The organism is Waterburya sp., assembly GCF_058530065.1.
In genome coordinates this window covers 1-11,341 of record NZ_JBZNBU010000182.1, presented here as the reverse complement: position 1 = coordinate 11,341, position 11,341 = coordinate 1, and the positions used below count along the sequence as shown (strand labels likewise).

15 protein-coding genes, 1 tRNA gene and 1 other annotated feature are annotated in these 11,341 nt (G+C 38.7%); of the genes, 5 read left to right on the top strand and 11 right to left on the bottom strand.

What is annotated here, in order from left to right; all coding sequences use genetic code 11:
- Positions 1–51: 51 nt before the first annotated feature.
- On the bottom strand, positions 52–552 hold the full coding sequence (locus AC33VI_RS11590) for a P-loop nucleotide/nucleoside kinase family protein (protein WP_491782417.1): 501 nt from the start codon (positions 550–552) through the stop codon (positions 52–54).
- 823 nt (positions 553–1,375) lie between these two features.
- Between AC33VI_RS11590 and AC33VI_RS11585 the strand changes: the two genes are divergently transcribed.
- The gene (locus tag AC33VI_RS11585; RefSeq protein WP_491782416.1) at positions 1,376–1,624 is read left to right on the top strand and encodes a hypothetical protein; all 249 of its coding nucleotides are present in this window, start codon (positions 1,376–1,378) and stop codon (positions 1,622–1,624) included.
- 203 nt (positions 1,625–1,827) lie between these two features.
- Here AC33VI_RS11585 and hemW read toward each other — a convergent pair whose 3' ends face one another.
- A complete protein-coding gene (hemW, locus tag AC33VI_RS11580; RefSeq protein WP_491782415.1) occupies positions 1,828–3,054 on the bottom strand; it encodes a radical SAM family heme chaperone HemW in 1,227 nt (408 codons plus the stop codon).
- A 277-nt stretch (positions 3,055–3,331) separates the two neighbouring features.
- On the opposite strand from hemW, the gene AC33VI_RS11575 reads away from it, so the two are divergent.
- The 4 genes from AC33VI_RS11575 (at position 3,332) to AC33VI_RS11560 (ending at position 6,308) form a co-directional block, all read left to right on the top strand.
- The gene (locus AC33VI_RS11575) at positions 3,332–4,429 is read left to right on the top strand and encodes a PIN/TRAM domain-containing protein (RefSeq protein ID WP_491782414.1); all 1,098 of its coding nucleotides are present in this window, start codon (positions 3,332–3,334) and stop codon (positions 4,427–4,429) included.
- A 121-nt stretch (positions 4,430–4,550) separates the two neighbouring features.
- Complete coding sequence (locus AC33VI_RS11570) at positions 4,551–5,210, top strand: YdcF family protein (protein ID WP_491782413.1); 660 nt, start codon at positions 4,551–4,553, stop codon at positions 5,208–5,210.
- Between the two features lie 62 nt (positions 5,211–5,272).
- The gene (locus AC33VI_RS11565) at positions 5,273–5,584 is read left to right on the top strand and encodes a YbbN family protein (protein WP_491782412.1); all 312 of its coding nucleotides are present in this window, start codon (positions 5,273–5,275) and stop codon (positions 5,582–5,584) included.
- A gap of 460 nt (positions 5,585–6,044) precedes the next feature.
- On the top strand, positions 6,045–6,308 hold the full coding sequence (locus tag AC33VI_RS11560; RefSeq protein ID WP_491782411.1) for a hypothetical protein: 264 nt from the start codon (positions 6,045–6,047) through the stop codon (positions 6,306–6,308).
- Between the two features lie 273 nt (positions 6,309–6,581).
- Here AC33VI_RS11560 and AC33VI_RS11555 read toward each other — a convergent pair whose 3' ends face one another.
- From AC33VI_RS11555 to AC33VI_RS11515, 9 genes are all read right to left on the bottom strand, one after another.
- The gene (locus tag AC33VI_RS11555; protein ID WP_491782410.1) at positions 6,582–6,770 is read right to left on the bottom strand and encodes a CPXCG motif-containing cysteine-rich protein; all 189 of its coding nucleotides are present in this window, start codon (positions 6,768–6,770) and stop codon (positions 6,582–6,584) included.
- Between the two features lie 18 nt (positions 6,771–6,788).
- Entirely contained in the window at positions 6,789–7,445 is a 657-nt protein-coding gene (locus AC33VI_RS11550; RefSeq protein ID WP_491782409.1) for a glutathione S-transferase family protein, read from the bottom strand.
- 166 nt (positions 7,446–7,611) lie between these two features.
- Positions 7,612–7,995 (bottom strand): 50S ribosomal protein L7/L12, encoded by a 384-nt coding sequence (rplL, locus tag AC33VI_RS11545; RefSeq protein WP_491782408.1) that lies wholly within the window; start codon positions 7,993–7,995, stop codon positions 7,612–7,614.
- A gap of 69 nt (positions 7,996–8,064) precedes the next feature.
- Positions 8,065–8,589, bottom strand: a complete 525-nt coding sequence (gene rplJ / locus AC33VI_RS11540; RefSeq protein WP_491782407.1) for a 50S ribosomal protein L10 — start codon at positions 8,587–8,589, stop codon at positions 8,065–8,067.
- A gap of 39 nt (positions 8,590–8,628) precedes the next feature.
- Positions 8,629–8,784, bottom strand: a sequence feature (ribosomal protein L10 leader region).
- A 49-nt stretch (positions 8,785–8,833) separates the two neighbouring features.
- Complete coding sequence (gene rplA / locus AC33VI_RS11535; protein WP_491782406.1) at positions 8,834–9,553, bottom strand: 50S ribosomal protein L1; 720 nt, start codon at positions 9,551–9,553, stop codon at positions 8,834–8,836.
- A 92-nt stretch (positions 9,554–9,645) separates the two neighbouring features.
- Positions 9,646–10,071 carry a 50S ribosomal protein L11 gene (gene rplK / locus AC33VI_RS11530; protein WP_491782405.1) on the bottom strand — a complete coding sequence of 142 codons (426 nt, stop codon included), beginning with the start codon at positions 10,069–10,071 and terminating at the stop codon, positions 9,646–9,648.
- A gap of 3 nt (positions 10,072–10,074) precedes the next feature.
- A complete protein-coding gene (gene nusG, locus AC33VI_RS11525; RefSeq protein WP_491782418.1) occupies positions 10,075–10,641 on the bottom strand; it encodes a transcription termination/antitermination protein NusG in 567 nt (188 codons plus the stop codon).
- Positions 10,642–10,737: 96 nt separating this feature from the next.
- A complete protein-coding gene (secE, locus tag AC33VI_RS11520) occupies positions 10,738–10,974 on the bottom strand; it encodes a preprotein translocase subunit SecE (RefSeq protein ID WP_491782404.1) in 237 nt (78 codons plus the stop codon).
- 263 nt (positions 10,975–11,237) lie between these two features.
- Positions 11,238–11,310: transfer RNA gene (locus AC33VI_RS11515), tRNA-Trp, on the bottom strand.
- Between the last annotated feature and the right edge of the window lie 31 nt (positions 11,311–11,341).

Below are 11,341 nucleotides of genomic sequence, written 5' to 3'. Positions count from 1 at the left end.
GGGTGTAATTTGGGTTCGGGACGGGCGATCGCTGTGCATCAAAACGCTACATCATATATTTTCTCTTTTTACTATCTGTATATTAAAACCCTCTTCTTCGGTGGGAGGTTGAAAGTAACTGGTTACTTGATGAAAAACTTCTTCGGTATCAAAATCAGCGCGACTTGGATTAATTTTTTTACGCTGTTCGATCTGCTTTAAACAGAGTTCGTCACTTAATTCGAGATAATATAATTTGTGCGGTATTTCATACTCAGAAAATATATCTTTAAACCAAGCTCGTTGATTACGAGTATTACCTGGAAAATCCATGATTACGGAAATACCAGAATTTAAGAGGTTTTGGACGTGCTTCTTTAATAAAGGCTTGAGACGAGAGGAATACTTTATATAATCAGCAAATACTTTAATTTCTTCTGGGTAAATAGCCGACAACCATTCATCTTCAGACAAGAGTATTGCATTATATTCTTTCGCCAGGGAGATCGCTTTTGTCGATTTACCAGAACCCATCTTGCCACAAAAGAAGATTAGCGTTCCTTGTTTTTTCATAGAGTAATCAGTTATTTTCAGCTTTCTTCGCTACGAGAAATATTACCTTGTCTTTTTTTTAAAAAACTATTTTTACTTCAACATTCCCAACTGCATACTGCCCTCTCATTAGTGCGATCGCCCTACTCAAACTACAATAACTAAACTTAATCCTGCTCCCACTCAATGCAGCCGTAGCCATTTGATTTGGCTCGATGGGAATCCTGACATCTTCGGGGAAGTCTACCCGTTAGCTCTCCATTAAGAAATATGTCAGCCCCAGGATAAGCGCGTTGTAGTTGTTCTAGTTCGAGTATGGCATCTTCGTCATTAAAAGTAAGATTCTTAATCTCAGTCCTAGCAGCTTCCCCTACTTCCGTACTTACCTTACTTGTAATAATCTATTCTCCAGTCTTATAGACACCCTGGTAAGGCGATCGCTGCTTTAATATCCGATGGCGGTAAAAAGTGACCAACGCTTAGAGAAACAATAGTTATACCCGCCGTAGCCAAAAGTGAATGAGTTATCGTATAATTACAGCGCGTTTTGTCGTTGTTTTGAAATTACTCAATAGAGTTCTTGTAAACAAAATCTTGAAAGTATTATAGGGCAAAGGTTTTAAGATTTTCCTTCATCGAATTATACGTCGGGCGTTGTTTTCTGCTCGTTTACTATCGGATCGCCAAAATCTGCAAGTTAAGAACTGTAAACATTTCTCGATTCTTTTCAAAATATTTACTTTAATCGCTCATCATAAGCTGTAGACGTTAACCTGATTAAAATTAATTTTCTAGTAAGGAGATTAGTAAAAATATCTGGTTTTTAAATCTTAGGAGCAAATCAATGTCGAACTTAAATATTTCTGATCTATCTTTTTTAGATGATATAGAGCTAACTAATAATCAAGTTCTCAAAAATCCTAGTGCGACAGAAGTTTATGGAGGCCAAAGCGTAATTGAAAATACTTCTCAACAAATTGGAGAGACTCTTATATCTTTGGGATTTCCAGATTTGGCAGAACAAGCTTTTAAAGGTCCTGAACGTGTAGCAGCTCGGCTAGATAACGTACCTGTACCTGTATCTCTTCTGTAAAACCTTTAATATCTCCGCAACTGGGACTTTCTCAGCGTTCATCTTCTCAATTCGCGATCGCATTTTCTGAGGAATATATTTACTTTTCTTAGCCACGCGATCGCGAAGTTAGCCGTAGGCATCGCCTTATTTTTAGTACAAGAATACCTATCGATAACGATATATTTACAAGTAATTACTTTGGATAATGCGATCGCCCTAATTTATAATTTTTCAAACAATGCAGCCAAAATAGTATTGGAAAATAAAAATCCTTCAGGATCGTTGAGGCGAATTCTGTGGTTGTGGCTGGGGGAAATATTACTTTGGTTTAATTGAATTAAATTACCATCATTATCGGCAATTTCGACCCATCCCTGACGGTAGTATGGTTCGATACAGGCTTGAATTTGCTGCCAAGTGTCTAGATCGAAGCAATCTAATCTTATTCCTTCTGCCATACGCAAACCCAACATCAAAGTTTCTAGAAGATAATCTGTAGTGGATATTTCGGGCGTGTCGATCGCCTTTCCTGCTTCGATCCAGCTATAGTATTCTCTGCGAGTGCGGGGGCGAGTAAAACGAATGCCATCTACATAACTAGCTGCACCCATACCAAAAGCATAGTAGGGTTTGTTCTCCCAATAAACGCGATTGTGACGGCATTGATAGCCAGGCTGGGCGTAATTGGAGACTTCATAATGTTGATAACCCGCAGTGGTGAGCATTCTTTGGGTTAGACGATACATTTCGGCGGTATCTTCATCATTGGGTAAAGGAGTTTGTCCTGGTTGGTATTGCTTGCCAAAGGCAGTAACAGGCTCTAATACCAAATCGTAGCAAGATAGGTGCTTGGGGGCAGTGGCGATCGCTTGGGCTAAAGATGCTCCACAATGTTCTAAAGTTTGATGGGGCAAACCAGTAATTAAATCTAAACTAAAATTATCGACATTGAGTTGTTTAATCAGATTGATCGCTTCGATAACATCGGTTAAATCGTGCGATCTTCCGCAAATGTTGAGTAGTTCTGGCTCGAAAGTTTGTACTCCCAGACTAAAACGATTGATGCCAATATCTAAATAGCCTTGTAGTTTATCGCGATCGAACGTACCAGGATCGATTTCCATCGAGATTTCTACATTCCCAGCCAAACCAAAGCGATCGTCTACGGCTCGAACAATTTGCGACAATTCTCTGGGGGGAATTAAAGAAGGAGTACCACCGCCAAAAAATATGGTTTCAATGGGTTGTCCCTTAGAAGTGGTTTGTTGAATATCTTTAATTAAAGCGGTAATATAGTCTTCAATGGCGATCGCTGTAGATTTTCCTCCTTTATCTCCCACCACTGAAATAGGAAAATCGCAATAGTAGCAACGACGACGACAAAAGGGTAAATGAAGATAAACCGAAGTAGGAATAAGATGAATTTTCGGCTGAGGATAGGTTATCAAAATGTCGTAAATTTATGAAAGTCGGTTAAAGATATATTATCGATTATTACTCGATCTTTCAGGATTTTAATAATTATCTTATTTAGAATAATTTTAAATTATTCTAGCACGACTAATATTGCCCAAAAACCTTTTGTTATACTAGTTAGGTAGTTTTTTGGTTTAAGAAAAAGTACTCAATTGACATTAAGAAGTTCCTCGTTTTTTTACAGGACTGTCGAATTTTTACTAAAGTAAAGAATAAATATATCCTCTATCATCATATTCAACTCAAACAATGGTTGATGCCATCATAATTATTATCTGTATCATTGCAGCAGTAAATATCGGTTTTGACGGACTACAATTGCTACCTGCTGACATCTTAGAAGGAGTATCTAATATTGAAGCCTTGCGATTTGTCATTGCTGGTTTTGCTACTATTATCGGCTTGGGAATTGGGGTTGCAGTCCAAACTACTTATCGCCGTCTGGAAAATCAAATCCGCAATACTAAAATCGAGATTCTGATCACTAGGGCGATCGGCTTGGTCATGGGTTTATTGGTTGCCAACCTCATGTTAGCCCCGATGTTTCTGCTGCCTATACCTAAAGAATTGAGCTTTTTTAAGCCTACTGTCGCGGTTTTAGGTAGCGTCATGTTTTCTTATTTAGGTATTAGTTTGGCAGATACTCACGGTCTGACTTTTCTCAGACTGATTAATCCCAACAGTATTGAATCGATGTTGGTGGCGGAAGGTACTTTAGAAGCAATGCCTACCAAAGTTCTCGATACTAGCTGTATTATTGATGGCAGAGTTGAAGAATTGTTGAAAACAGGTTTTTTAGAAGGACAAGTTTTAATTCCGCAGTTTGTGCTTCAAGAATTACAAAATCTAGCTGATGCCAGTAACTCCCAAAAAAGGATTCGCGGTAGACGAGGATTAGATATCCTCAATCAGATGCAAGAACGCTATCCCGATCGCATTTTGATTAATAAGGCAGACTACGACGATATTGACACTGTGGATGCTAAATTAGTACGTCTGACTCAAGAAATTAACGGTACTCTACTAACTAACGACTATAACTTAAGTAAGGTAGCCAACCTACAGAAAGTTCAAATCCTCAATATTAACGATCTGGCTCGCTCTTTACGTCCTATTTATCTTCCTGGAGATAATTTAGAACTCAAAATACTCAAACAGGGAAAAGAACCAGAACAAGGAATTGGCTATCTTGAAGACGGCACAATGGTAGTAGTTGAGGAAGGAAGCGATCGCGTTGGGGGGGAGATACAAGTAGTGGTTACTTCTTCTCTGCAAACTTCTGCGGGTAGAATGATTTTCGCCAAACCTCAATCAGAGACGGAAAGCTATTCTAATGTTGCGGGTTAGTTAGTATTGAATAATTAATAATTATTTGATTTAGTGAGGCGATCGTTTTCTAGTAAAGCGATCGCTCTTTTTAGCTAAACATTATCTGGCTGGAAAAAATAACAAGAAAACTTAAAACGCAATGCCAAAAAAACAAACGAAACTTTGGGGGGTACTTTCTTATAAAGCCCGTTGGGGATTGACTATTCGAGGATGGTTGATAATTTTGGGGATAGTGGCAACTTTATTTGGTTCGTTTTTAAGGGGATTAGAACCTTTTTTGGCTTATTCCGCACCCTTAAAGGCAGAAATTTTAGTGGTGGAAGGCTGGATAGCCGATCCAGGAATAATTGGCGCGATCGATGAATTTAAAAGTTCCCCCTATGAGTTGATGATTACTGCGGGTAGTCCTTTTGGTAGGGGAGAATATCTCTCGGAATATCGAGATTTTGCCAATCTATCTAAAGCTACAATGGTAAAATTAGGTTTCGAGCCGCAAAAAATTCAACCAATCCCTACTCCCAAAGTAGATCGCGATCGCACCCTCACTTCCGCAGCAGCGGTCAAAAAATGGATCGACAATAGTTCCCTAAATCCTCAGGCAATCAATGTTTATACTATAGACGTTCATAGCCGTCGTACCTGGTTGCTCTACAAGCAAATCTTTGAGCCAGACATAGCTGTTGGCATTATTTCCCATCCTCCCTTAGATTACGATCCTCAAGCTTGGTGGGCTTCTAGCGAAGGCTTTCGCAAGGTGATTTCAGAAGGGATTGCTTATATGTATGCTAAGTTTCTGTGAAATTTTGAGTCAATCGATTCATAGCTGCCTAAAATTTGATTAATGAATTTTGGAGAAAAATTATGACTCAAGCTTTAGTTAAATTTTCCTCAGAAGACTGCGGTGTTTGCCATAAAATGTCTTTTTATGATGCCAAAGTAGCCAAGGAACTAAATTTAGAATTTATCGATGTCAAAATGCAGGATACTGCTACTTACCGCAAGTACCGCAAAATTCTCATTGCTCAATATCCCGATAAAAAAGATATGGGATGGCCTACATACATTCTTTGTGAGTCTCCTGAAGCAGATTTTAAGATTCTTGGTGAAGTTAAAGGCGGTCATCCTAAAGGAGAATTTCGCAGCCGCTTACAAGCCATTTTAGAGACTGATTAGTAGTTAGTCGATCTCAGGATTAAATTAGTTGCGGAATTAATTATTTTTAGCAAGCTAAATGGCTTATCTCTCAATCCTGTAGAATTTACTTCTAACCTTAGAGAAAACTATCAAAACGAAGCTTTATTGCGGATGGTAGCTCTCATACTTCTGGCGGAGTTTTTGCTTTTTAGTCTTGGGATCTGCTATTCACTACTTAGTACATAAGTATTAACTTTCGCGAAACTCTCAGATAAATAGCTGATTTTTAGTAAATTTCTCACTTTTTGGTAATTGCTCATCTAAAATAAAGTTAATAAAGCTTTAAATATGAGAGGTAGCTAAATAGGTAGCTATCTTTTTTCATATTCATCTCAGCTTAAATTCAAGAATATGCATCATTGTTGATAGTAAGTCATAAGCAAACATTTTATAAAGAGCCGATGTATCTAATTTTGTGAAATAAATTTTTTATAGATCTATGAAAGTCGAACAAGTAATCGAAACATTCCGTACCAATCCAGAATTTTGGAGAATTATTTTTCAAAATCGAGATTCGATTGTGTTTGCTTGGGGTGACTATCGTTTTACTAGATTCAGCGATCGCTTTAATTGCGCGATGATACTTAATAGCAAGGAAAACAAAGTACAGATAAATTGGATGGGAGACGATCCGATAATTTCAGAACTATATATGGGTTTGGTTTATCGACACCTGCGGGGTTATGTCAGGAAGGCATCTTAGAGTAGTTTTAGAAGGATTTTATTTATCAAGAAACTTAAGTAAAAAAATACTGTTTTTAATTCCCCATTTTCCCGAAACAATAACCTAGACCATCAGGAAATTAATTAGAATGATTATAGTTTTTTCTCCAAAAAATGAAGCTATCGAGAATTTTAAAAACTTGCTGGCGAATTTTGCGATCGGTTTTTTCTTTGCCTTCAATTTCTAAGAAATCGCTGCTGCTTAATTGGGGATTTTATTTAGTTTACGCTTCTCTCTCAAGTAAGTATAAATTTATTCTTGATAATCGCTATCGATCTGTACGTCTAAACTTTCCTCGTCCACACGAACATACAGAACATTAGGACGACAACATACTTGGCAGTCTTCAGTATAGGACTGCTGCATTCCCGCACTGATATCGACAAAAGTGCTATTGGTTTCGCCACAAAAAGCACAAACATAATCTGAAGTAGTTTGCATATAAAATAAATATTGTTCCTAACGCCTTTGTAAAATTGCTTTCATAATGGCTTTCGATTGTTCTATTTCTTGAGCGGAGGGTGCTGTTTGTTGCCAACTAGAACGTTGGTTTAAATGTTCGACCCATTTAGAAACTTTAGAATAAGGTTCTAAACTGATTCCCAAGTTAGGAATAGCAGCTACAGCAGTTCCAGCAACTATGTCAGCATAGGTCAATTCTTCGCCTACAAAATATAATTTATCTGCTGTTAAATTATCTTCAAAATATTGTAAGGCTGTTGCCATAGTTTGTTTTGCCTGTTGAATTTTTTTCTCTTCCACTGGAACATCTAACATTTCTTTCATCAGCACAATAGAAGCGGATGGTAATTCGTTTACAGTCACCAACTCAATCGTACGAACCTTTGCAATTTCTTTGGCAGTCGAAGGCATAAAAGATGGCTGGGGATACTTTGCTTCCAAATAGTCTAAAATCGCCAAGGATTCAAAAACCTGAAAGTCGCCATCTACTAAAACAGGAATATGATGAAAAGGATTGAGCTTTAGAAAATCAGGCTGGAATTGGTCGCCATTGAGTTTAAGCAAAATAGGTTCAAATTCAATGTTTTTCTCTAGCAAAGTTACCCAAACCCGACGAGCATTAATGGAAAGACGAGAATAATAGAATTTCAGCATTTCTCTTGAGAACTTTGTACACTAATCAAGTGACAACTAACAACTAACAACTAACACAATATCACTCGCAACAAACATTTAGGCACTCAATACAAAAGAAGAGATATCCCAATCTAGGAATATCTCTTCTTTTCAATCAAAAGCGATCAAAGTTGACAGCCAAAAATTACTTAACAGCAACTTTTGCACCAGCATCTTCCAATTGCTTCTTAGTTTCTTCAGCATCCTCTTTGGGTACGCCTTCTTTGATTGCTTTAGGTGTAGATTCAACCATTTCTTTAGCTTCTTTTAGACCCAAGCCAGTGATGGAACGAACCACTTTAAGAATTGCGATTTTCTTGTCTTTGGGTACTTCTTCAAGAACTACGTCAAATTCAGTTTTCTCTTCCTCAGCTTCAGTAGGAGCACCTGGAGCACCAGCAACTACTACTCCAGCAGAAGCAGCAGCACTTACACCAAAAGTTTCTTCAATTTGAGAAACCAACTCAGAAGCTTCTAAAAGGCTTAGAGTTTTCAACTTTTCTAGAATTTCATCAGTTGCAGCAGACATACTTTACTCCTTAATAAATAAGTAATTAATTGTGTTGTGTAGATTGGTTTCAGATAAGCGTTTGTATATTTACTCTTCTTTCTCTGAAACGGCTTTAAGACCTCTTGCGAGTCCGCTTGGTACTTCTTTAACACCCACAGCAATTTTGGTAGCCAGAGCATTGATAGAACCAGCGATTTTGGCGTATAGCTCTTCTTTTGTAGGCAAGTCACCTAATGCTTCGACTTGCTCCTTGGTTAGAGCTTTTCCTTCTAATACGCCACCGCGCAATTCAGTTTTCTTGGTTTCCTTTTGGAATGCTTTATAAGCTTTAACGGCTGCACCGATTTCTTCTCCCGTAAAAAGAAACGCAGTTGCATCGTTCAAGAATTCCTGCATTGGTTGCCAGTTGTCATCGCCATCTACAGCGATGTTCATGAGGGTATTTTTAGTAACCTTACAACTAGCACCGCTAGGGCGCAGACGGTTACGCAAGTCGGTAATTTCTGCTACCGTCAACCCCTCATATTTAATTACAAAAGCTAGTTGAGCATCGCTCAAAGTTTCTTTGAGGTCGGCAACTATCTCTTTTTTGTTGGCGAGGGTTCTCCCCATTTTTTTTGTCACCTCCTGTTGGTTTGGGATCTTTTTCCTTGCTAAACAACAAAACCTCTAGCATTCTGCCAGAGGTTGTCTAGTGTTTAGTCCCATTCCCATTTATTGAAATAGAAGCTTAAATCTATAGACATTGACCTCGGCAGGAAATTAAGCAGACACACCTGCTGTCTTTGGTTTTAGTCGTTTAACTTTTAATATTTAGCTGTAGTGTTGTTTCTTGCTGTTTCTCTACAAATATTTTTTAGGCTGCGCTTGCCAAGTTTAGATCTTGCAAGGCACTAATATCAACTTGAATTGATGGACCCATAGAAGCGGAAACAAATACAGAACGCCAGTAACGACCTTTAGCACCGCTGGGGCGATTGCGATCGACGGTTTCTTGTAATGCTTTGAGATTTGCTAGCAAATCTTCCGCAGAAAAAGATGCCTTACCAAACATAACATGAACGATGCCTGTTTTGTCAGCCCTAAATTCTAATTTTCCTGCTTTAAATGCTTGAACCGCTGGTTCTAAATCGGCTGTAACCGTTCCACCTTTGGGAGAAGGCATCAAACCTTTAGGCCCAAGCACGCGACCTAATTTAGCAACTTTGGGCATCATATCGGGAGTAGCAATCAAGATATCAAAATCCATCATGCCTTTAGCAATTTCGTCGATTAGTTCTTCAGAACCATAAATTTCTGCCCCAGCTTCTTCAGCTTCCTTAACTTTCTCACCGCGAGCAATTACTGCTACTTTTACGGTTTGTCCAGTACCTTTAGGCAAGCTAACGGTGGTTCTTAATTGCTGGTCGGTATATTTGGGATCGATACCGAGTTTGATATGAACTTCAGCAGTCTCATCGAATTTTGCTGTAGCTGTTTCTTTGAGTAACTGTACTGCTTCAAGAGGTTCGTAAACTTTATTCTCCTCTACTTTTTCCAGTAGCTCGCGCATTCGGCGAGATATTTTTTTTGCCATGTTATTTTCTTTGGGTAATTAACGAAGCACCAAGCTTCTCCCCATTCAAAAGTTTTAAGTAATAAATTTGTACGGGTTTTTGGGGGCTGAAATTATTCAGCGATAGCAACACCCATGTTTTTTGCCGTACCAGCCACGATCTTCATTGCTGCTTCAATGTCGTTAGCATTGAGATCGGGTAGTTTGGTTTGAGCAATTTCTTGCAACTGAGCTTTGGTAATTGTGCCTACTTTTTGCTTGTTAGGTTCGCCAGCACCCTTATCGATTCCTGCCGCTTTTTTAATTAATACAGAAGCAGGAGGAGTTTTGAGGATGAAAGTAAAACTTCGATCTTCAAATACAGAGATTTCTACAGGAATTACTAGTCCTGCTTTGTCTGCTGTTTTGGCATTGTATTCTTTACAAAATGCCATAATGTTTACACCGTGTTGACCCAAGGCAGGTCCAACAGGAGGTGCGGGGTTAGCCTTACCCGCAGGTAAAGCTAATTTAATTAACGCTACAACTTTTCTGGGCATGATTTAGTTTTGTTTTTCGACTTGATTAAACTCCAGTTCCACTGGAGTATCTCGCCCAAAGATTGATAGTAAAGCTTTAAGCTTACTTCTTTCTGGGCTAACTTCAATTACTTCCCCTTCAAATTCCTTAAATGGACCAGAGAGGACAGCAATTTTATCTCCAATTTCCATGTCAATCTTGATGACAGGTTCTTGTTCTTCAGATTGCTTGAAGATACGCTCTACTTCGGCGCGAGACAGGGGTAAAGGCTTAACGTGACCCCTTCCCCGTCCGTAACGACGTTTTTGTTCCGCACCAACAAAGTTAATCACATTAGGGGTGTTTTTGACTACCTGCCAAGCATCGTCATCCATGTACATATTCACTAGAACATAACCTGGAAAAACTTTTTCATCGCTGGTGTAGCGCGAACCGTCCTTACGAATTTTGACGCTGGGAGTCTGAGGAATTCTGACTTGAATAATGCGATCGCCTATTTCTAGGGTCTGAATTCGCATATCTAAATCAGTTTTTACCCGCTTTTCACATCCCGAAGCAACTTGAACGGCATACCAACGAGCAGAGCCCATTTTGACCTGGACTTTTTTCTCAGAAGCTTCTGAATCTTCTAGATCTTCTAGTTGTCGATCTTCGTTTTCTGGTAAGTCTGTGGTATCAGTCATAATTTAGAATACCTTTCCTGCTCCCCAAGCAAAAAAATTATCAATCAGGTAAATAATGGTAGATACTAAAATAACCATTAGGATTACCGCTGCTGATTCGCTAATAAGTTGTTGGCGTGATGGCCACACTACTTTAGCTAGCTCTTCTTTGGTTTGAAGGGCGAAATCTGCTGCACTGTTATTAGTGGCAGTTTCTTTGCTTACAGGTTTATCTTTTTTTACTACTTCTTTTTTAGCCAAAACTTTTGCCTCGCAGGAACGATCGCCGAAATTATTTATATGTTGCTGTTATTTTAAATATTAGCTATTCCATAGAGCGAGCGTACGATCGCCACTTTTGGGGAGAATGTTCTGTTCAAAAACAAAAGCATTCTACTAATAACTATTATTAAGCTTAACGAATTACCAGACAAATTAATGACTTAATATTTACTAGTTAGTTCGGAAAACTTTAATGTAAATGTATATTTGTACCTCAACCCCTTAGTACAATTAGGCTAGTACGCGCCCTGAAGGACTTGAACCCTCGACATCCGGTTTTGGAGACCGACGTTCTACCAACTGAACTAAGGACGCATTCTCTCTTCAAACAACCTGTTTTTTAGAG